This window comes from Serratia sp. H402Y (assembly GCF_051172415.1).
In the GTDB taxonomy this organism is placed as follows: domain Bacteria; phylum Pseudomonadota; class Gammaproteobacteria; order Enterobacterales; family Enterobacteriaceae; genus Serratia; species Serratia ureilytica.
In genome coordinates this window covers 259969-277681 of the sequence record NZ_JBPIYZ010000004.1, presented here as the reverse complement: position 1 = coordinate 277681, position 17713 = coordinate 259969, and the positions used below count along the sequence as shown (strand labels likewise).

25 protein-coding genes and 1 other RNA gene are annotated in these 17713 nt (G+C 60.6%); 16 read left to right on the top strand and 10 right to left on the bottom strand.

What is annotated here, in order from left to right:
* Window positions 1–26 precede the first annotated feature (26 nt).
* A complete protein-coding gene (locus ACSBQS_RS19915) occupies window positions 27–407 on the bottom strand; it encodes a DUF4440 domain-containing protein (protein ID WP_004928958.1) in 381 nt (126 codons plus the stop codon).
* On the bottom strand, window positions 404–1786 hold the full coding sequence (locus ACSBQS_RS19910) for an MFS transporter (protein WP_047025557.1): 1383 nt from the start codon (window positions 1784–1786) through the stop codon (window positions 404–406). The genes ACSBQS_RS19915 and ACSBQS_RS19910 overlap by 4 nt, the downstream gene beginning before the upstream one ends.
* Window positions 1787–1891: 105 nt before the next feature.
* Between ACSBQS_RS19910 and ACSBQS_RS19905 the strand changes: the two genes are divergently transcribed.
* The 3 genes from ACSBQS_RS19905 (at window position 1892) to ACSBQS_RS19895 (ending at window position 4500) form a co-directional block, all read left to right on the top strand.
* On the top strand, window positions 1892–2788 hold the full coding sequence (locus ACSBQS_RS19905; protein ID WP_033644145.1) for a LysR family transcriptional regulator: 897 nt from the start codon (window positions 1892–1894) through the stop codon (window positions 2786–2788).
* A 98-nt stretch (window positions 2789–2886) separates the two neighbouring features.
* Window positions 2887–4059 (top strand): MFS transporter, encoded by a 1173-nt coding sequence (locus ACSBQS_RS19900; RefSeq protein WP_042785238.1) that lies wholly within the window; start codon window positions 2887–2889, stop codon window positions 4057–4059.
* 102 nt (window positions 4060–4161) lie between these two features.
* Window positions 4162–4500, top strand: coding sequence for a DUF2002 family protein (locus tag ACSBQS_RS19895; protein ID WP_042785237.1), 339 nt, complete (start codon window positions 4162–4164; stop codon window positions 4498–4500).
* A 25-nt stretch (window positions 4501–4525) separates the two neighbouring features.
* On the opposite strand, the gene ACSBQS_RS19890 is transcribed toward ACSBQS_RS19895, so the two are convergent.
* Window positions 4526–4972, bottom strand: a complete 447-nt coding sequence (locus tag ACSBQS_RS19890; protein ID WP_033644142.1) for a DUF1198 family protein — start codon at window positions 4970–4972, stop codon at window positions 4526–4528.
* A 67-nt stretch (window positions 4973–5039) separates the two neighbouring features.
* A complete protein-coding gene (locus tag ACSBQS_RS19885; RefSeq protein ID WP_033644141.1) occupies window positions 5040–5375 on the bottom strand; it encodes an MbeD/MobD family mobilization/exclusion protein in 336 nt (111 codons plus the stop codon).
* A gap of 184 nt (window positions 5376–5559) precedes the next feature.
* Between ACSBQS_RS19885 and smrA the strand changes: the two genes are divergently transcribed.
* Complete coding sequence (gene smrA / locus ACSBQS_RS19880; RefSeq protein WP_216474716.1) at window positions 5560–6132, top strand: DNA endonuclease SmrA; 573 nt, start codon at window positions 5560–5562, stop codon at window positions 6130–6132.
* Between the two features lie 50 nt (window positions 6133–6182).
* Here smrA and ACSBQS_RS19875 read toward each other — a convergent pair whose 3' ends face one another.
* Window positions 6183–6596, bottom strand: a complete 414-nt coding sequence (locus tag ACSBQS_RS19875) for a DoxX family protein (protein ID WP_019452262.1) — start codon at window positions 6594–6596, stop codon at window positions 6183–6185.
* A 192-nt stretch (window positions 6597–6788) separates the two neighbouring features.
* On the opposite strand from ACSBQS_RS19875, the gene ACSBQS_RS19870 reads away from it, so the two are divergent.
* Together ACSBQS_RS19870 and ACSBQS_RS19865 are read left to right on the top strand one after the other, a co-directional pair.
* Window positions 6789–7019 carry a (4Fe-4S)-binding protein gene (locus ACSBQS_RS19870; protein WP_016929825.1) on the top strand — a complete coding sequence of 77 codons (231 nt, stop codon included), beginning with the start codon at window positions 6789–6791 and terminating at the stop codon, window positions 7017–7019.
* Between the two features lies 1 nt (window position 7020).
* A complete protein-coding gene (locus tag ACSBQS_RS19865) occupies window positions 7021–7299 on the top strand; it encodes a GNAT family N-acetyltransferase (protein ID WP_434991316.1) in 279 nt (92 codons plus the stop codon).
* A 32-nt stretch (window positions 7300–7331) separates the two neighbouring features.
* On the opposite strand, the gene ACSBQS_RS19860 is transcribed toward ACSBQS_RS19865, so the two are convergent.
* The gene (locus ACSBQS_RS19860; protein ID WP_016929823.1) at window positions 7332–7514 is read right to left on the bottom strand and encodes a YodC family protein; all 183 of its coding nucleotides are present in this window, start codon (window positions 7512–7514) and stop codon (window positions 7332–7334) included.
* Between the two features lie 120 nt (window positions 7515–7634).
* Between ACSBQS_RS19860 and ACSBQS_RS19855 the strand changes: the two genes are divergently transcribed.
* Together ACSBQS_RS19855 and ACSBQS_RS19850 are read left to right on the top strand one after the other, a co-directional pair.
* Window positions 7635–8150 (top strand): DUF1543 domain-containing protein, encoded by a 516-nt coding sequence (locus ACSBQS_RS19855; RefSeq protein ID WP_033644138.1) that lies wholly within the window; start codon window positions 7635–7637, stop codon window positions 8148–8150.
* A 151-nt stretch (window positions 8151–8301) separates the two neighbouring features.
* Window positions 8302–8802, top strand: coding sequence for a GNAT family N-acetyltransferase (locus tag ACSBQS_RS19850; protein WP_033651602.1), 501 nt, complete (start codon window positions 8302–8304; stop codon window positions 8800–8802).
* A gap of 59 nt (window positions 8803–8861) precedes the next feature.
* Here the strand turns inward: ACSBQS_RS19850 and ACSBQS_RS19845 are convergent, their stop codons facing one another.
* On the bottom strand, window positions 8862–9596 hold the full coding sequence (locus tag ACSBQS_RS19845) for a class I SAM-dependent methyltransferase (RefSeq protein ID WP_353440561.1): 735 nt from the start codon (window positions 9594–9596) through the stop codon (window positions 8862–8864).
* A gap of 100 nt (window positions 9597–9696) precedes the next feature.
* On the opposite strand from ACSBQS_RS19845, the gene ACSBQS_RS19840 reads away from it, so the two are divergent.
* From ACSBQS_RS19840 to ACSBQS_RS19830, 3 genes are all read left to right on the top strand, one after another.
* On the top strand, window positions 9697–10149 hold the full coding sequence (locus tag ACSBQS_RS19840) for a GNAT family N-acetyltransferase (RefSeq protein WP_080376482.1): 453 nt from the start codon (window positions 9697–9699) through the stop codon (window positions 10147–10149).
* A 112-nt stretch (window positions 10150–10261) separates the two neighbouring features.
* Window positions 10262–10678 carry a DUF2946 domain-containing protein gene (locus ACSBQS_RS19835; protein ID WP_206191941.1) on the top strand — a complete coding sequence of 139 codons (417 nt, stop codon included), beginning with the start codon at window positions 10262–10264 and terminating at the stop codon, window positions 10676–10678.
* A gap of 71 nt (window positions 10679–10749) precedes the next feature.
* On the top strand, window positions 10750–12411 hold the full coding sequence (locus tag ACSBQS_RS19830) for a DUF2534 family protein (RefSeq protein WP_187048308.1): 1662 nt from the start codon (window positions 10750–10752) through the stop codon (window positions 12409–12411).
* Between the two features lie 55 nt (window positions 12412–12466).
* Here ACSBQS_RS19830 and ACSBQS_RS19825 read toward each other — a convergent pair whose 3' ends face one another.
* The gene (locus tag ACSBQS_RS19825; RefSeq protein ID WP_025303965.1) at window positions 12467–13402 is read right to left on the bottom strand and encodes a LysR family transcriptional regulator; all 936 of its coding nucleotides are present in this window, start codon (window positions 13400–13402) and stop codon (window positions 12467–12469) included.
* Window positions 13403–13537: 135 nt separating this feature from the next.
* Here ACSBQS_RS19825 and ACSBQS_RS19820 point away from each other — a divergent pair, with 135 nt between their 5' ends.
* The 3 genes from ACSBQS_RS19820 to ACSBQS_RS19810 are packed head-to-tail and all read left to right on the top strand — an operon-like array spanning window position 13538 to window position 15720.
* Entirely contained in the window at window positions 13538–14191 is a 654-nt protein-coding gene (locus ACSBQS_RS19820; RefSeq protein ID WP_025303964.1) for a DUF3313 domain-containing protein, read from the top strand.
* A 38-nt stretch (window positions 14192–14229) separates the two neighbouring features.
* A complete protein-coding gene (locus tag ACSBQS_RS19815; protein ID WP_025303963.1) occupies window positions 14230–14574 on the top strand; it encodes a DUF3302 domain-containing protein in 345 nt (114 codons plus the stop codon).
* A gap of 9 nt (window positions 14575–14583) precedes the next feature.
* Window positions 14584–15720: an HlyD family secretion protein gene (locus ACSBQS_RS19810; protein ID WP_197750018.1), complete on the top strand. Its 1137-nt coding sequence runs from the start codon at window positions 14584–14586 to the stop codon at window positions 15718–15720.
* A 132-nt stretch (window positions 15721–15852) separates the two neighbouring features.
* Here ACSBQS_RS19810 and ssrA read toward each other — a convergent pair.
* Together ssrA and smpB are read right to left on the bottom strand one after the other, a co-directional pair.
* Window positions 15853–16216, bottom strand: a transfer-messenger RNA (tmRNA) gene (gene ssrA / locus ACSBQS_RS19805).
* Window positions 16217–16265: 49 nt separating this feature from the next.
* The gene (gene smpB / locus ACSBQS_RS19800) at window positions 16266–16748 is read right to left on the bottom strand and encodes an SsrA-binding protein SmpB (RefSeq protein WP_016929804.1); all 483 of its coding nucleotides are present in this window, start codon (window positions 16746–16748) and stop codon (window positions 16266–16268) included.
* 161 nt (window positions 16749–16909) lie between these two features.
* Between smpB and ACSBQS_RS19795 the strand changes: the two genes are divergently transcribed.
* Window positions 16910–17344, top strand: a complete 435-nt coding sequence (locus ACSBQS_RS19795; RefSeq protein WP_004929096.1) for a type II toxin-antitoxin system RatA family toxin — start codon at window positions 16910–16912, stop codon at window positions 17342–17344.
* A complete protein-coding gene (locus ACSBQS_RS19790; RefSeq protein WP_004929098.1) occupies window positions 17337–17621 on the top strand; it encodes an RnfH family protein in 285 nt (94 codons plus the stop codon). The genes ACSBQS_RS19795 and ACSBQS_RS19790 overlap by 8 nt, the downstream gene beginning before the upstream one ends.
* The last annotated feature ends 92 nt before the right edge of the window (window positions 17622–17713 follow it).

Sequence of the window (17713 nt, the reverse complement as noted above, 5' to 3'; positions counted from 1 at the left end):
TGTTTCTGGCCGGCAGCTTCCTGTAATTATTGCGCCGCGGCGGTTTCGTGCAAATGCCGCCAGCCGAGCGCGTCGGGCAGGCGTTCAAACACCACCGTGGAGTAGCGCAGCGTGGCGCTTTGCCCCGGCAGACTCTGTTTTTCCCGGTAGCTGACTACCGCGCCAGTCGGCCATTCGGCCACCAGCTTCATCTCTTCTATCTCGATTTCCAGTCCCGGTTTGGCGGCGCGATGCGCGCGGAAAAAAGCGCACAGCGCGGTGAAATCCAGCGGGGCGCCGTTCAGCGCGATCATGCTGAAATCCGGCGTAAAGCGCGCCAGCAGCGCTTGCTCCTCTCCGGCGCCTTTGCCCAGCCAGCGTTCAATGGCGATGTGGGCGTCGATCACTTCGGTAAAATACGGGTTCATAAAGCATCCTGTTGAGCGTTGAGTTGGCGCACGATGGCGCGGTTGGCGAGGCGCAGACACAGCAACAGCGGGATAAGTGCGCTGGCGCCCGCCAGAATGAAGCAGGTTCGGTAAGCCGCCGCGGGCGGCAACACGGCCAGCAGCAGATTCAGCAGCAGGCTGAGCAGCGCCACGCCAAGGCAAAAACTGAGCTGGCGGTTGATATTCCACAGTGCGCTGGCGTCCGCCAATTGGCCGTCGGGGATCTGCAGAAACGCGCTGCTCTGCGCGGTGCTGCTGCACAGACTGCCGCCGAACCCCATCAGGGCGAAGGCGGCGATCTGCAACGCGTGCTGCCCGGCCTGATCGATCTGCGCCAGCGTCAGCATGCCGGCGCCTTGCAATAGGCAGCCGGCGATCAGCAGCGGCCGCGGGCCGAGGCGATTAAAGCTTTTGCCGGTCAACGTGATGGCCAGGAACGACGCCAGCGCCCAGGGCAGCATCAGGCCGCCGACCTGCGCGGCGGGCATCCCCAGCTGGTTTTGCAAATACAGCATCGCCACCAGGCTGACGCCGATGAACAGGCCGGGAATGCACAAATAAACCGCCATGGCGTTGCGCAGCAGCGGATCGCCGACCAGCCGCAGGTTCAGCAGCGGCTGCGGGGTGCGCAGGCTATGGCGCAGATAATAGGCCAGCACCAGCAGCCCGGCGGCCAGCAGCGCCGCGCCGGAAACCTGATGACCGGCTTCGCTCAGCCGGGTCAGGCCGAGCAGCAGCAGCGTCAGCGCCGCGCAGGCGCTCAGTAATCCTGTCGCGTCGAGCGGTTTGCACGCCGCCGTCGGCGTTTCCGCACGTAGCCACAGCGCCGCCAGCGCCAGGGCCAGGGCCGCCAGCGGCAGGTTGGCGAAAAACACCCAGCGCCAGTCCAACCGATCGACGAGCCAGCCGCCCAGCGCCGGTGACAGCGCCGGCGCCAGCAGCCCCACCAACATGATGGCGGCCGACAGCCCGGCGCGTTCATGGCTGCGGTACAGCTGATAGGTCAGGGTCTGGCCGATGGGGATCAGCAAACCGCCGCCCATGCCCTGCAGGGTGCGCCAGCCGATCAGCGCGCCGATGCTGTCGGCGTTGCCCGCGCCGAGGGTGGCCAGCATGAACAGCGCCAGCGAGAGCAGAAACACCCGCCGCCCGCCGATGCGTTGCGCCAGCCAGGCGCTGAGCGGGATCACCAGCGTCAGGCCGAGAATATAGCCGTTGCTGACCCACGCCAGCTGGCTGACCGACGCCGCCATCGCCTGGCCGATGGCGGGGTAGGCGACGTTGGCGATAAACATATTGATCAGATCGACGAAAAAGCCGAGCAGATAGACGATTGCCACTTTGCTGCGATAAGACATGGTGCCTCCGGTTGAAGGCGAGCAGTGTATCGGGGGGAAAAGTGCGGATAAATCGGCGGCGGGCGATTACACTGTCAAAATGATTTTGACAATAAGGGCGGCGAAATGCTGAATTTGCAGCGTCTGGCGATCTTCGCGGCGGTGGTGGAAGCGGGCAGCTTTACCGCGGCGGCGGCGGCGCTGGGGCAAACCAAGGCGGTGGTGAGCTTTAACGTCAAGCAGCTGGAGAATGAGCTGGGGGTGTCACTGCTGGCGCGCAGCACCCGCCGATTGTCGCTGACCGATGCCGGCGAACGCTTCTACCAGCGCAGCCTGCAGCTGTTGCAGGAGGCCGAGAACGTGCTCGACGACGTGCGACGCGATCATCACGGGCTGAGCGGCGTGCTGCGCATCACCAGCACGCCTGAGTATGGCGCGCAGGTCGTGGTGCCGGCGCTGGCGGCGTTTTCGCGGCAGCATCCGCGCCTGCGCATCCAGCATGTGTCTTCCTCTTATCATGCCGATCTGATCTCTGAGCGCTTCGACGTGGCGATCCGCCTGGGCCAGCTGGCGGATTCCAGCCACCGCGCGGCGCTGATCGACAGCTTCGCCATCTTTCCGGTGGCGGCGCCGAATTATCTGGCCGAGCGGCCGATTCATTCGCTGACGGATCTGGCGCAGGCGCAGTGGATCGCCCACAGCCGGCTCAGTTCGCCCCTCAGCTGGCAGGTGGTCACGCCGCAGCGCGACGCGGTGCTGTTCAAGGTCGCGGATGCGGCGACGCTCACCGGCGACAGCGCCGCGGCATTGCTGGCGTTCGCCCTGCATGGCGCCGGGGTGGCGCTGCTGCCGGCGTGGCTGGCGCAGCCCGACATCGACGCCGGCAGGCTGCAACGGTTGCTGCCGGATCACCGTTTCCCCGAGCAGAGTATCTATGCGCTCTACCCGAACACCCGCCACGTGCCGGAGAAGGTGCGGGCGTTTATCGATTTTCTGCGTGCGCGGGTGGCGGCAAACCGTTAGCGAAATAATAATTCGTTATCACTCTCTCATTTATCATCAAATCTCGTCGGGGTATGCTGGAGGGCTTCGTCTACCCCGTCCGATGCGAGCCGCCTTCGATGACCGCAGAAAATAACCTCCAACTGAACCGACGTATTTTGTCCGTGGTGATGTTCACCTTCGTCTGCTACCTGACCATCGGCCTGCCGCTGGCGGTGTTGCCGGGGTTTGTGCATGACCACCTGGGCTACAACTCGGTGCTGGCGGGCCTTATCATCAGCGCGCAGTACTTCGCCACGCTGTTCAGCCGCCCGCATGCCGGGCGTTACGCCGATCAGTTGGGGCCGAAGAAGGTGGTGCTGTTCGGCCTGGCCTGCTGCGGCGCCAGCGGCCTGTTTTACGCGCTGGCGTTCGGCGTTGACGGTTGGCCGTGGCTCAGCCTGCTGCTGCTGTGCGTGGGACGGGTGTTTCTCGGCGTCGGCGAAAGCTTCGCCAGCACCGGCTCCACGCTGTGGGGCATCGGCCGGGTTGGGGCGATGCACACCGCGCGGGTGATCTCCTGGAACGGCGTCGCCACCTACGGCGCGATGGCGGCCGGCGCGCCGCTCGGCGTGTATCTGAATCAGCAGTGGGGCTTGGCCGGGGTGGCGGCGCTGATCGTGCTGGCGGTTGCGGTGGCGCTGTTGTTGGCGAGCGGCAAGCCGGACGTCTCGATCGCCGCCGGGCAACGCATCGCCTTTCGCGCGGTGTTCGGCCGCATTTGGGCCTATGGTCTCGGGCTGGCGATGGGCACCGTCGGCTTCGGCGTGATCGCCACGTTCATCACCCTTTACTACGCCGACAAAGGCTGGAGCGGCGCGGCGTTTTCGCTGACGCTGTTCAGCTGCGCCTTCGTCGGCATTCGCCTGATCTTCAGCAATGTCATCAACCGCCACGGCGGGTTGAAGGTGACGCTGGCGTCGTTTCTGGTTGAGATCGTCGGGCTGCTGTTGATTTGGCAGGCCGGCGAGCCCTGGATGGTGCAAACCGGCGCATTGCTGGCCGGCGCCGGTTTTTCGCTGGTGTTCCCGGCGCTGGGCGTTGAGGCGGTGAAACAGGTGCCGCCGCAGAATCAGGGCACGGCGCTCGGCACCTATTCGGCGTTCCTCGACCTGGCGTTGGGCATCACCGGCCCGCTGGCCGGGCTGCTGATTGGGCAGGCGGGCGTGCCGTCGATTTATCTGGCGGCGGCGCTGCTGGTGGCGCTCGGGGTGTTGCTCACTCTGCGCCTGCTGCAGCGCAGCCGGGCCTGATTCAGGAATAGTCCGAAACCCGGATTCCTCCCCAGAAAATCATTGTTTCGGTGAATGATTACGGTAAGGTCGCTCAGCGGTCCAGAATGAGAGGAGGAATCGATGTATTTACGGCCGGATGAAGTGGCTAAAGTGTTGGAGAATACCGGCTTTGAGCGTGATTATGTCACCGATCAGGCCTATGGTTACCGCAAGGGCGCACACTACGTGTATGTGAATCGCGAAGCGCGGATGGGCAGAACCGCGTTGGTGATCCACCCGGCGTTGAAAGAGAGAAGCGTGCATTTCGCCACGCCGACCTCGCCGGTGCGCACCAGCGAGCAATATCTGGAATTTCCCCTGGATTTAAGCAGCGACGCGCCGAATCAGCGTTACGGCATCGCACACGGCTTCAGCTCGCGCGAAGCGCTGTCGCGTTACCTCTACAGCATGTTCCTGTAAACGGTCCCCCGCCAGGGGGACGCTATCAGCCGTGGGCCAACGCTTCGCGGTTGAAACGCTCGTTGTAGGCGCGGCGGAACTGCGCCAGTTCAAACGCATCGATATCCAACTCGGCGAAGTAAAACAGCGCCGCTTCGGTGTGCTCGGCGTGCAGCTCCGGCGACAGCCCGGCGCGCAGCAGCACGTCGCGCCAATGGCCAATCTGCTCGTCGTCCGCCTGTTTGATGAACGTCAGGTAGATGAACAGCAGGTAAGCGGCCTGGTGCATCTCTTCGGTATAGCCGTTGTTCAGCATGCGGATAAAGGTCTGGCTTTGGCGGCCGCCCATTTCCTGGATCATCGATTCGATCAGCATCGGTTTGACCCTCAGCAGATGGGCCAGCGAATCGATGGCTTTACGGGTGTCGGACGTCAAAATGCGGTAACCGATGATGAATACGACGATCAGGGCGGCGAGGATGATCCAGGTCATTTAGGCTTTATTACACTCTCAATACGCCAGAAGAGGGGCGGGAGGCGCTGTGCGACAGCGCCCGCTATCAATGCTGTTCGCCGCTGAAATTACCGACCGCGCTCTGTTGGCGCAGGTGGTGATTGAAGGTGGCCGCGTCTTTGGCCAGCGCGTCCAGATGGGCGCCGAGCATTTTGATCTGCTTGACCAGCGCATGCTGCTCCGGCACCGAACTGGCGGTGCTCAGTTTGCGCGCCAGTTGTTCATTCTGCGCCCGCAGCGCGGCTTCGCGCTGTTTGGCTTCTTCCAGCAGTTGCTGCAGCGCCTGGTAGCTCCGCTGCCATTCGCGGTGTTGCCGTTCGAAGCTGCTCTGCAACTCATTCATCGCATTTTGAAACTGGATTTCCAGCTCGCGCATTGTCATGGGCTCGATCCTTTGCGGCACTCAATGATGGCTTAGCAGTATAGCGAAAACTGCTCGCAAGCTCACCCGTTGACGACAATTGAGACAAATGCCGCTGACAATTCCCGGCTTGCAACCGCGCCAAGGCGTCTTACAATCGTCCCCATCCCCGGCCGTAAAGGCTGCCGTTCAAGAGAGGTGGAACATGAGCGAGCAGGAAAAAGACTTTTTTGAACAGGCGATGGCAGACGTGGTGCCGCTGGCGAGCAGGCGGCAGACGCTGTACCTCAAGCCGCAGGAGGCGGTGGACAAAAGCGCGCGGCGCGAAGCGCAGCGGCTGCGGCAGGAAAACTTCCTCAGCACCGATTTCCTCGAGGTGATCCCCTGCGATCGGCCGCTGGAGTTCAAAGGGGAAGGCATTCAGCAGGGCGTGCTGGACAAGCTGCGCAATGGGCGTTACCCGCCGCAGGCGTCGCTGAATTTGCTGCGTCAGCCGGTTGAAGCCAGCCGGCAGGCGCTGTTCCGCTTCATTATGCAGGCGGAGGCGCAAAACCTGCGTTCGCTGCTGATCGTGCACGGCCGCGGGCGGCAGAACGAAAGCCATTCGAATATCGTGCGCAGTTACGTCGCCAAATGGCTGGCGCAGTTTGAACAGGTGCAGGCGTTTTGCCGCGCCTTACCGCGCGACGGCGGCGAGGGCGCCTGCTATGTCACGCTGCGTAAATCGGCGCAGGCCAGGGCGGAAAACTTTGAGCGCCACGCCAAGCGCAGCCGGTGAAAGGATAGCCGAAATAAAATGGCCGGCGCATATCGCCGGCCATCGATGAATTATTTATTAAATATTTTATAGTCCAGCGAATAACGGCCGGCGCCGGTCACCGCCAGCAACAGCAAACCACCAATGATGCTGATGTTTTTAAAGAAATTAATTTCGTTGCCCATCATTTCCATACCGGTCATTTTCCAGAACGGATGGCCGATAAACGCGGTGCCCAACACATACAGGGCGAAAATGACCGCGATAGGCCGAGTAAACAGGCCGAGAATAAGCGCGATGCCGAAAATAAACTCCACCACCACGGCGATAATCGCCGCCAAATAAGGCATCGGCGTGCCATAGCCTTCCATCGCCGTGACGGTCGCACCGAAGTTGACCAGTTTCATCCAGCCGAAAATGATAAACAGAACCATCAGTAGAATACGGGACAGCAGAATTACGCCGTCTTTTGAGCTATCACCCATTTCGAACTCCTTAGCCACTGTCGGAATTATCTTGTCTTGCTGAATAAAGATTAGAACAATTTACGTTTTTTTCTAGCGGCGACGGGCGGTTGCGCCACTTTTTTCGTTGGGTGAGACGCGTGGTGAAGCCGACGGCATTGCCTATACTTGAGCCTGGAGCAAAAACAATAAAACAGGCAATGTGAGGCCATGATGGATGAGGAACTGACCGCCGCCGGCTACCGCCGTTATTCCGGCGACAAGATTGACGTTTATTTTAACAGCGCGATATGCCGCCATTCCGCCAACTGCGTGCGTGGCAACGCGGCTATTTTTACCCTGAACCGCCGGCCGTGGATTATGCCGGACAATGCCGACGCGGCCGAAGTGAAACGCGTTATCGATACTTGCCCCAGCGGCGCACTGAAATATAGGGAGAAATAATATGGATCATAAAATACTGGCGGACGAGAAGCGTTTTTATATCAATGACGAGCACGGCAAGCTGATCGCAGAGATCTCTTTCGTGCCGAGCGGCGACAAGCTGACCATTATCGATCACACCTGGGTGGATGAGTCATTGAAGGGGCAGGGCGTCGGCAAAAAGCTGGTGGCGTTGGTGGTGGAGAAAATGCGCGCGGAGCCGCGTAAAATCATTCCGCTGTGCCCGTTCGCCAAGCATGAGTTCGATACCACCCCAGCCTATCAGGACATTCGCGCCTGAGGCGATAACGGGGCGCGGCGCGCCCCGGTCATTCAGCAGACGCCGAAATCGCCGTCTTCGTGGTACAGCGCCACCTCGTTGGCCTGCACTTCCGTGCGCTGCTCTTTACCCAGTTCATTCCAGCTGCAAACCAGGGTTTCGCCGTCGATCGCCACCACGGTCATCTTCGGGCCGCCGGTGGTGCGTTGTACAAAATCACCGATATTGAATGCCATGCGTTCCTCCACAACAGATTAAACCTCATCTATTGATAACACAGAATGGCGCCGCCGTTGGCAGGTGTTTCGTTATGTATTAAATTATACAGCGATTATTACCAGGGAGAGCAAACTAACATGCCGGGATTATTGATGTTTTATGTGGGCGGTACGGCGCCGGGCGCCAATATTGAGTTGCACGACGTGCAGTTCGCGGCGGCGGATCGGCCGGAAGAAGCGTATCCGCTGCTGCGTGAAAAGTGGTTCGGCGATAAGCGTAAGGTGCATGTCGACGGCTATGCGCGCATCGACTGGGCGGACGGTTACGACGTGAGCCTGGAGCCTGCGCCGTTTGCCGGCGAAGAGAGGCTGTTTTTCGTCAACGTGGGCGGCTACCGCAGCGATGAGCTGGCGGAATTGCACCAGTTCGGCCTTTTTGTGGCGCGCTCCGCCGACGAGGCGAAGGAGAAAGCCAAACGGGCGCTGCTGACGGACAGCGCGCAGCAGCACAAGGATGACCTGGCCGAGGTGGACGACTGCCTGCTGCTGCAGGCGCTGCAGGGCTACCACGTTCATCTGCGCGCCAACCCGCACGGCGAACCGGCCCGGCCGCTGTGGCAGGGGTATCTGCCGATCGGCGAACCCGCGTTATAACGCCGCTTCGAACACCCGCGGCAGGTTGAGAGCGAGGCGTTTCAAATCCAGATGCATGATATTCATTGCCTGTTGATGAAAATGCCGTTCATGCAGCATGAGAGGCGCTGTATGCTGGCAAGCACGGCCATCAACTCACACGGGACTTGCCATGACCATTGAGATTTACCCGGCGCAAAAAAGCGACGCCAAACTGATTCTGGATATGATTATCGAGCTGGCGGTGTACGAAAAGGCGCGCGAGCAGGTGCGGGCCAGCGTGGAGGACATCGAACGCAGCCTGTTTGGGCCGGGCGCCTGTTCCGAAGCGCTGATTTGTACGGTGAACGGCGAGCCGGCGGGTTATGCGGTGTTCTTTATGAGTTACTCCACCTGGCTGGGTAAAAACGGCATCTATCTGGAAGACCTGTACGTGGCGCCGAAGCATCGCGGCGCGGGCGCCGGTAAAACGCTGCTGCGGCACATCGCCCAACTGGCGTGCGAGCGGCAGTGCGGCCGCCTGGAGTGGAGCGTGCTGGACTGGAATCAGCCGGCTATCGATTTCTACCTTAGCATCGGCGCGCAGCCGCAGGGCGAGTGGGTGCGTTATCGCATGGAGGGCGAGGCGCTGACGCACTTCGCGGCGCACGGGGCGGCGCTGCCGGTACAATAGCCGTTGGGGGGAGGCGGCCTCCCCAACTGTGGTGGTGTGAACGGTTTACTGCGGATAAATCAGGCGGGTTTGCGGGCGGCGAGAATGAAGATCATCGGGCGTTCCCGCTCTTCGTCCAGCGCCGGGGTAGCGGCGATTTGCTGCGCGCTGGGACCCCATTCGTTCAAATGCTGGATGATAAACCCTTGCTGCGCCAGCGGGTTGATATAGCTGCCGAGCGTGCGGTGCTGCTTGATGACGCCTTCCGCCAGCCAGTTGGAGACGCGCCGGCCTTCCCGTTGGTAGCCGTTGACCGGCCAGGATTTCTGCCCGTTGCCGTCGGTCAGCCAGCCCTGCTGCGCCGGGGCGGTGTAGATCGGGTGCTCGGCGGTGAAGATGAACTGCCCGCCGGGTTTCAGCGCGGCGTACACCGTGGCGAACAGGGCGGCCAGATCCTCGAGGTAGTGCAGCGTCAGCGAGCTGTAGACCAGACCGTAACTTTCCGGCGGCAGCTGCAACTGCGCCAAATCTTGCCGACGGTACTCGATGCCCGCATCGGCGGTCATCTCCCGCGCTTTGGCCAGCATCTTTTCCGAAACGTCCAGCCCCAGCACGCTGGCTGCGCCCTGTTCGCGGGCGCTGCGGCAGAACCAGCCGTAGCCGCAGCCGAGATCGACCACGCTTTTGCCCTGTAAATCCGGCAGGATGCGGCGGATGGCGGGCCATTCCGGCGCGCCGTCCAGGCCGTGCTGCGAGCGGCTGAGCTGCGCATAGCCGTCGAAGAAGGCCTGATTGTCATAGATGTTTTGCGTCATGATGACTCCTTGGGGTGAATGACGGCGGCGGAATGCCGCTGCCATACCGTGCATATTGCTGCATAATTCTACGCTGACAACATGAATAACGGGAATGACGATGGACATGATTTCGGTGCGGCAAGCGCCCGAACTGGCACCGCGCGCCATTGCGTATTTTCAGCAGCACTGGGCCACGGCAGAAACGCTGATGATGTATGAAGACGCCATCAACCGCAGCCTCGGCGCCGCCAACCCGCTGCCGCAGTGGTATCTGTTGATGGCAAATGACCGGATCCTCGGCTGCGCGGGGCTGATTACCAACGACTTTATCAGCCGTGGGGAATTGTATCCCTGGCTGTGTGCGCTCTACGTAGAAGAGACGCAGCGCGGCCGGGGCTACGGCACCAAGCTGATTGAGCATGTGGCGACGGAAACCCGCCGGCTGGGCTTCCCGCAGTTGCACCTGTGCACCGATCTGGAAGGGTACTACGAACGCAGCGGCTTCGTTTATAACGGGCTCGGCTATCACCCCTGGGGCGAAGCCTCGCGGGTCTACTCGCGGGCGCTGTGATCGCCTTCGCCGGGGGCGGGTAAGACAAACCTGACTTTTCTTTCACCTCATCGCGCATCGTGGGTTACACTGGCCGCTTGTTCGCCACCGACCGGGTTAATTCGCCGCCGCGATGAGAGTGCCACGTCAGCTACAGCAACGCTTTACCGCCTGCATCGCCATTATGGCGGTGCTGTTGCTGTTTGTGGCGCCGGTGGTGTCGAAATCGCTGACGCACCACCCGATGATGGGCGGCATGACGCAGTCGGCAGCCGCCATGCCGCACGACATGCACGGGATGGCGATGCCCGCCGCCGAGCATGCCGGCCACCACGGCATGGACCCGGCGGAGATGATTTTCTGCGGCTATTGCGAGCTGCTGATCCACGTGCCGCTGCTGCTGTGGACATTCGTCCCGCTGCTGTGGCTGATGGCGCGTATCGCGCGCCTGCCTTGCGCGCCGCGCATCGTTTCTCCGCCCCTTCGGCGCCTTACTCTGCGGCCGAGCCCGCGCGGGCCGCCCGGCCAGCCGTTTTTCCCTATTGCTTGATCATGGGTAACGCCGTCCGTATCGCTGCGGACGGTTTGCCTGCGCGCACAGTTTGAAAAACGAGAAAGGCCATGTCTTCAATAACCAAAAATCCACCTGCCGCATCGCCGCGTGGCGCGATGCTGAACCTGATCAGACGGCTGCATTTTTATATCGGCCTGCTGGTCGCACCTTTTATTCTGGTCGCTGCACTGTCCGGCACGCTGTATGTGCTGACCCCGCAGCTTGAAGAGGCGCTGTATCGCGATGCGCTTTTCACCGAACCGCACGGGCAGGCGAGATCGCTGGCTGACCAGATCGCCGCCGCCCGCCGTGCGGCGGGTGACGAGGCGCGCATTTACGCCGTGCGTCCGGCTCCCGGCGCAATGGACACCACGCGCGTACAGTTCACGAGTGCCGATCTGGGCGCTTCCGAGTCGCGTGCGCTGTTTGTCGATCCCTATACCCTGGCGATCAAGGGCGATATGACGGTGTACGGCACTTCCGGCGTACTGCCGCTGCGCACCTGGCTGGACAAGCTGCACAGCAGCCTGCTGCTTGGCGATCTGGGCCGTAATTACAGCGAGCTGGCGGCCTCCTGGCTGTGGGTAGCCGCGCTGGGCGGCGTGGCGCTGTGGCTGGCGACGCGGCCGAAGCGCAAGCTGAAAAGGGTGAAAGGGGGCTTCGCCGCTAACCGCCATTGGCATATCACGCTGGGCGTGGCGCTGCTGGCCGGGCTGCTGTTCTTCTCGGCTACCGGGCTGACCTGGTCGCAGTGGGCCGGCGGCAACATCGACGCGCTGCGGGCCAACCTGGGCTGGCTGACGCCGCAGGTCAACACCAGCCTGCAGGCCGATGCGCCGCAGACGCCGACCGATCCGCACGCCGAGCACCGCGGGATGATGCCGGGCATGAAGATGAGCCCTGCCGCGCAAAGCAATGCGCTGAACGGCGATTGGGATCGGGCGCTGCACGCCGCGCGCGCCGCCGGAATAGACGCCGCTAAGGTCGAGCTGCGCCAGCCGAAAGGCGAGGGCAAAGCCTGGACGGTGACCGAAGTAGATCGCAGCTGGCCGACGCAGGTGGACGCGGTTGCCATCGCGCCGCAAAGCTTCGCCGTCGTCGACCAGGTGCGGTTCGACACCTTCCCGCTCATCGCCAAGCTGACCCGCTGGGGCATCGACGCCCACATGGGCATTCTGTTCGGCTTGCCGAATCAGCTGCTGCTGGCGGCGTTCGGCCTCGGGCTGTGCTTAACGATCGTGCTGGGTTACCGCATGTGGTGGAGTCGCCGCCCGGCGGCGGGGACGCAGCATCCGGTGCAGACCCTGGTTGCCGCCTGGCTGGCGCTTTCCCTGCCGGCACGCGCCGTCACGCTGCTGGTAGCAGCGGCGCTGGGTTATTGCCTGCCGGTAATGGGCGTGAGCCTCGCGGCGTTGCTGCTGGTGGACGTAGGGCGCTGGCGCGGCCAGCGGCAAGGGCTTCGAGACGAAACGCCGGAAGCGGCCGCCCGCCGCGCCGAGGTGCGCAAGTTCCGCGCGGCGGTGGCGACAGTGGCGGTGGCGGTCGGCTGCGTGATGGGCCGGGCGATCCTCGGCGGCACCGTCGAACAATTCCAGCTGCCGATCGGTGACTGGAGCGCGCAGATGGTGATCATGCAGAGCCTGATGGTGCTGCTGTATACGCTGGTGTTCACCCTGCTGCTTTCCATTCCGCTGTGGTATTTCTTCCTGGGGGAAAAAGAGGGGCGGTGAGGTATTTTGCGCCGATGTGATGCGTTAAACCCCGCTGCGGCGGGGTTTTTCTTGGCTATATCAGCCGGTGTGCGTGCAGTTTGACGCTTTCCATGATGCTGTCCATCGTCACCTGCACGCGGTGCGGCAACACGCCGCGCCGGCGGTAGATCAGGTAGGCCTGCATATCGATGCCGCGCTCGCGCGCCAGGCAGGGCAGCAGCGTGCCGGCATCGAGCTCGGCGGCGACGGAATAATACGGGGCGTAGACGATGCCCAGGCCCTGTTTGGCCAGCTCGATCGCCGGCAGAATGTTATCGCAGACGCTGGCGCCGTTGATCTCGACCTGCACCAACTCCCCCTGCGCACTGTAGCCGCTCCAGGTATTGCGAATGCCGCCCAGCATGCGCAAGGTAATGCAGCGATGCTGCGACAGTTCATCCAGCTCATTCAGCGGCGAGCGGGCGATGTAATCCGGCGCGGCGAACAGCCCGACGCGAAAACGGGTAAAGGGCCTGGCAATCAGGCTTTCGTTTTGCGGCTGGAAAAAGCTGATCAGCAAATCGCAGTCGCTGTCGAATACTGCGCCATATTTTTTCTCGCGTTCGTCGGGGTTGCGGGTTACCAGATCGACAGTCAGCGCCGGCGCAGCGTGCAGCAGCGGCGGCAGCAAATAGCTGGCCAGGAAAGCGTGGATGCCGATCGGCGCGCCGAGCGTGACCATGCCGTTCAGGCTGCGCTTATAGGTGCCGGCCATATCGAGCAGATCGCTATGCTCGTTCAGCAACTGCGAGGCGCGCCGCAAGAATTGTTCGCCGAACTCGGTCAGTGACAGAGTGCGCGGGCCGCGCAGGAACAGCTCCAGTCCGAGCCGCCGCTCCAGCGCGGTGAGGGCGCGCGACACGTTAGACTGCGGCATATCCAACAGCTGCGCCGCTTTGCTGACGCTCGCCGTTTCGGCAATGACGCGGACAATCCTGAGTTCTTCAATGCGGAAGTCTTTCTCTTTCACTGGCCGGCTCGTATGAGTTTGTATATCAAAAATGATATACACCTTTGGCGGCATTGTCATATGACTTATCACGGGTGGGTGGGTATCATTCGATTTGATTATTTGCTATCCACAAAAATAAAGAGAAACCCGTCAATGAAAGTGACAAGAGCGGTTATTTTACCTGCGCTGTTATTACTGGCCGCGTGCTCTTCCGCCGTGACCGAAAAAGAAAAATACTCGACCTTTCTGACCAATTATAACGATATCAATAAAGGTCAATCCGCGTCCGGCAAAGACGTTTTATATTGGAAGGATAAGAACGTCGATTTTTCCCGTTATCAATATCTGGTGTATCAACCGATGATCTATTTCCCGCGGCCGAAACCGAGCGAGATGGTGAGCCAACGTGCGCTCGACAATATCCTGAATTACACCAACCAGCAGTTTAAGCAGGCGATGGGCACCCATTTTACGCTGGTGGACATGCCGCGCGAGCATACCCTGATTTTCCGCGGCGCCATCACGGCGATCGACACGCAGAAGAAAGGGCTGCAGGTCTATGAAGTCTTGCCAATCACGCTGCTGATCGCCGCGACGCAAAGCGTCACCGGGCACCGTACTATGGAGAGCGCGGTCTATATGGAAGGCGAATTTATCGATGCCGCGACCAATCAGCCGGTCATTAAAGTGGTGCGTAAGGCTTCGGGGGAAAATCTTAATAATGAGAAAGCACAGCTGAAAGTCACCGACGTGAAGAATGCCATCGATACCATCGCCAACGACATCAGACAATATAACACGCTATAGAGATTATTTATTTCCATTATTCTCAACCAGGACTTTACATGTTTCTTAACTATTTTGCTTTAGGCGTACTGATCGCGGTATTCCTGATATTATTCTACGGCGTCATTATTATTCATGACATTCCTTATTTGCTGGCGAAAAAACGCCGCCATCCGCATCAGGATGCGATTCACGTCGCCGGTTGGGTCAGCCTGTTTACGCTGCACGCCATTTGGCCGCTGCTGTGGATCTGGGCGACGCTCTATCGGCCGGAACGCGGCTGGGGCATGAGTGAAAGGCCGGAACCCTCAACGGATCTGCAGGCGCGCATCGCAGTGCTCGAAGCGGAATTACAACGCCTGCAGGAAAAGCCGACGGCGGTTCCCGGCCCCACGGTAAGTTGAGCGTAGCCTATGGATTTGCTCATTATTCTCAGCTACGTGGCGCTGAGCTACGGCGTATTTAAACTGTTCCGCATTCCGGTCAACAAATGGACCGTGCCGACTGCGGTGCTTGGCGGAATATTTATCGTCGGCGCCTTGATTCTGACGATGAACTACAACCATCCGTACAGCGATCGGGCGCAGAAAATTGCCGTGTCGGTGCCGATGGTGCCGCAGGTCTCGGGCATGATCGTTGAGGTGACGGAGAAAACCAACGTGCTGCTGCGCAAAGGCGAGGTGCTGTTCCGGCTCGACGACAGCCGCTACCGCGCGCGGCTCACCAAGCTGGAAGCGGATCTGGCCGGGGCGGAGGCGGAGATCAGAACGCGTCGGGCAGCGCTTAGCGAGTCCGCCGCCAACGTGCAGCGGGCGAACGTGGAGTTTGAGCGCGCCCGTAAAGATTACCAGCGCTACGCGAAAGGGGCGGCCATGCCGGTCAATCCGTTTTCGGAGCAGGACGTCAGCCATGCGCAGCAGCAGTATCAGGCGCAATCCGCCGCGCTGCAGGCGGCGAAAGCCCAGTTTCAACAGGAACAGGCGCGGTTGTCCGGGCGCTATGACGGCGAAGACGCCACGATAGCCAGCCTGAAATCGCAAATAGCCGAAGCGCGTTACAACCTGGAACAAACGGTGGTGCGTGCGCCGAGCGATGGCTATGTCACGCAGGTGCTGGCGCGGCCGGGCACGGCGGCGGTTCGCCTGCCCTTCAAGCCGGTGATGATTTTTATCCCGCAGCAAAAGCGCCAGGTGGTGGCGGTGTTCCGCCAGAACGCCATCCTGCGCTTGGCGCAGGGGGACCAGGCAGAGGTGGTGTTCAACGGCTTGCCGGGGCAGGTTTATGGCGGCATCGTAAGCCGGGTGTTGCCGGCGATACCGGACGGCAGCTACCAGGCCAGCGGCGCACTGCAGGGCCTGAGCGCCACGCCGGGCCGGGAAGGGGTGTACGTGATGATCGATCTGGCGGCCAACCCGGATCTGGATCATCTGCCCGACGGCGTGAGCGCCCAGGCGGCGGTCTATACCGGGCACTTCGAGCACGTCTCCGTGATGCGCAAAGTGCTGCTGCGCATGACCAGCTGGCTGCATTACCTCTATCTGGATCACTAGCCTGCATCGGCCCGGGGAGTCCGGGCCAAGGGGTTTCCCTCTGAATGTGACAAAAACAAAAAAGCCCGCAACCGAAGTTGTGGGCTTTTTCGCTATTATCGCCGGGTCTATCTGGTTCACTGGCGACGTATTTGGTGGAGCTGGGGGGATTTGAACCCCCGTCCGAAATTACTACACCGTCGGCACTACATGCTTAGTCCAATCTTTACATTCGCCGGCCAGCTGCGGATGGACACGCTACTGACAGACTAGCCTGATTGAGTTTAACGCTTCAGCCCCAGGCAGGACATCCACGCGATCTCTTTTGGGTTTGACCTCTCTTGATCCCCGTCCTAAGAGCGGAGGCTAGGGAGAGAGGGCTCTAAGCAGGGTATTAAGCTGCTAAAGCGTAGTTTTCGTCGTTTGCGACTATTTTTTTGCGGCTTTTTACGAGGCCAACCGCCCCTCGGCATGCTCCTAGGGCTTCGCAAATCCCGTCGAATCCAGAATCAGCCCCAAGTAACTTTGTGCAGTATACCAGAAGTTTACCTCGATAAGCCAGCGGCTTAACGATTGGCGTGCTTCATGATACGGGCTTTCGCCGTCTGCCATTCGCGATCTTTGATGTCATCGCGTTTGTCGTGCTCTTTCTTGCCTTTGGCTACGCCGATCTTGATCTTGCTCCAGGCATTTTTCCAATACAGGGACAAGGCCACCACGGTGTAACCGTCGCGGTTGACGCGGCCGAGCAGGGTGTCCAGCTCGCGTCGGTTCAGCAGCAGTTTACGGGTACGCGTCGGATCGCACACCACATGCGACGAAGCCACGTTGAGCGGGGTGATGGTGGCGCCAAACAGGTAGGCTTCACCGTCACGGAACGTCACGTAGCTGTCGCTGAGGTTGGCTTTGCCTGCACGCAGCGATTTAACTTCCCACCCTTGCAGCGACAGGCCCGCCTCGAACTCTTCTTCAATGAAGTATTCGAAACGCGCGCGCTTGTTTTGGGCAATGGTGGCGGAACCGGGTTTGTGTGCTTTTTTCTTTGTCATAGTGCGTTCATTATACTGGATGCTTCAGCGAAAGAAATCCTTTCCCGTTCAGCACCTGCGCAATTTTTCGCATTTTTGGTGCCCTCATCCCTTAGCAGATTTTTTGTTTGCCGCCAGATAAATGGTATTATCTGTACGTTTTATGTCTTACAGGAAATGATATGCCCCAGATCAGTCGGTCTGCATTAGTGCCGTTCAGCGCCGAGCAGATGTATCAGTTGGTTAACGATGTTCATTCTTATCCCGATTTTCTGCCAGGCTGCACCGGCAGCCGGGTGCTTAACGCTACCTCCAACGAGATGACCGCCGCGGTGGACGTCGCCAAGGCCGGTATCAGCAAGACCTTCACCACCCGCAATACGCTGCTGGATAACCAGAGCATCAATATGCAACTGGTCGATGGTCCGTTCCGCAAGCTGATGGGCGGCTGGCAGTTCACGCCGCTGAGCGAAGAGGCCTGCAAGGTGGAGCTGCACCTGGACTTCGAGTTCACCAACAAACTGATTGAGCTGGCGTTCGGCAAGGTGTTCAAAGAGCTGGCGGGCAGCATGGTGCAGGCATTCACCCAGCGGGCGAAAGAGGTCTACAGTGTCTGACATCCAGGTCGAGGTGGTGTACGCCTTGCCGGAGCGGCAGTACCTGCGCAAGGTGAAGCTGGCCGAGGGCAGCAGCGTCGAGCAGGCGATTCAGGCTTCAGGCCTGCTGGAGCTGCGCCAGGATATCGATCTTAAAAGCAACAAAATCGGCATTTACAGCCGCCCGGCCAAGCTGGGCGATACGCTGAACGATGGCGACCGGGTGGAGATTTACCGGCCGCTGATCGCCGATCCGAAAGAGCTGCGCCGGCAACGGGCAGAAAAGGCAAAAAAATAAGGCGCTTATAGCGCCTTATTTTTTATCTGAAACTGATTTTCTCTTCCGCGTTGCAGCCTGCGACTGTCATGAGGAACACCATGCCCCCTCAT

Coding starts and splice junctions, on each gene's coding strand:
- ACSBQS_RS19795 (WP_004929096.1), top strand. CDS start 16,910: ATGCCCCAGATCAGTCGGTCTGCATTAGTGCCGTTCAGCGCCGAGCAG.
- ACSBQS_RS19900 (WP_042785238.1), top strand. CDS start 2,887: ATGACCGCAGAAAATAACCTCCAACTGAACCGACGTATTTTGTCCGTG.
- ACSBQS_RS19810 (WP_197750018.1), top strand. CDS start 14,584: ATGGATTTGCTCATTATTCTCAGCTACGTGGCGCTGAGCTACGGCGTA.
- ACSBQS_RS19875 (WP_019452262.1), bottom strand. CDS start 6,596: ATGGGTGATAGCTCAAAAGACGGCGTAATTCTGCTGTCCCGTATTCTA.
- ACSBQS_RS19840 (WP_080376482.1), top strand. CDS start 9,697: ATGGACATGATTTCGGTGCGGCAAGCGCCCGAACTGGCACCGCGCGCC.
- ACSBQS_RS19915 (WP_004928958.1), bottom strand. CDS start 407: ATGAACCCGTATTTTACCGAAGTGATCGACGCCCACATCGCCATTGAA.
- ACSBQS_RS19845 (WP_353440561.1), bottom strand. CDS start 9,596: ATGACGCAAAACATCTATGACAATCAGGCCTTCTTCGACGGCTATGCG.
- ACSBQS_RS19850 (WP_033651602.1), top strand. CDS start 8,302: ATGACCATTGAGATTTACCCGGCGCAAAAAAGCGACGCCAAACTGATT.
- ACSBQS_RS19890 (WP_033644142.1), bottom strand. CDS start 4,972: ATGACCTGGATCATCCTCGCCGCCCTGATCGTCGTATTCATCATCGGT.
- ACSBQS_RS19865 (WP_434991316.1), top strand. CDS start 7,021: ATGGATCATAAAATACTGGCGGACGAGAAGCGTTTTTATATCAATGAC.
- ACSBQS_RS19830 (WP_187048308.1), top strand. CDS start 10,750: ATGTCTTCAATAACCAAAAATCCACCTGCCGCATCGCCGCGTGGCGCG.
- smpB (WP_016929804.1), bottom strand. CDS start 16,748: ATGACAAAGAAAAAAGCACACAAACCCGGTTCCGCCACCATTGCCCAA.
- ACSBQS_RS19870 (WP_016929825.1), top strand. CDS start 6,789: ATGGATGAGGAACTGACCGCCGCCGGCTACCGCCGTTATTCCGGCGAC.
- ACSBQS_RS19905 (WP_033644145.1), top strand. CDS start 1,892: ATGCTGAATTTGCAGCGTCTGGCGATCTTCGCGGCGGTGGTGGAAGCG.
- ACSBQS_RS19835 (WP_206191941.1), top strand. CDS start 10,262: ATGAGAGTGCCACGTCAGCTACAGCAACGCTTTACCGCCTGCATCGCC.
- ACSBQS_RS19895 (WP_042785237.1), top strand. CDS start 4,162: ATGTATTTACGGCCGGATGAAGTGGCTAAAGTGTTGGAGAATACCGGC.
- ACSBQS_RS19860 (WP_016929823.1), bottom strand. CDS start 7,514: ATGGCATTCAATATCGGTGATTTTGTACAACGCACCACCGGCGGCCCG.
- smrA (WP_216474716.1), top strand. CDS start 5,560: ATGAGCGAGCAGGAAAAAGACTTTTTTGAACAGGCGATGGCAGACGTG.
- ACSBQS_RS19885 (WP_033644141.1), bottom strand. CDS start 5,375: ATGACAATGCGCGAGCTGGAAATCCAGTTTCAAAATGCGATGAATGAG.
- ACSBQS_RS19815 (WP_025303963.1), top strand. CDS start 14,230: ATGTTTCTTAACTATTTTGCTTTAGGCGTACTGATCGCGGTATTCCTG.
- ACSBQS_RS19820 (WP_025303964.1), top strand. CDS start 13,538: ATGAAAGTGACAAGAGCGGTTATTTTACCTGCGCTGTTATTACTGGCC.
- ACSBQS_RS19910 (WP_047025557.1), bottom strand. CDS start 1,786: ATGTCTTATCGCAGCAAAGTGGCAATCGTCTATCTGCTCGGCTTTTTC.
- ACSBQS_RS19855 (WP_033644138.1), top strand. CDS start 7,635: ATGCCGGGATTATTGATGTTTTATGTGGGCGGTACGGCGCCGGGCGCC.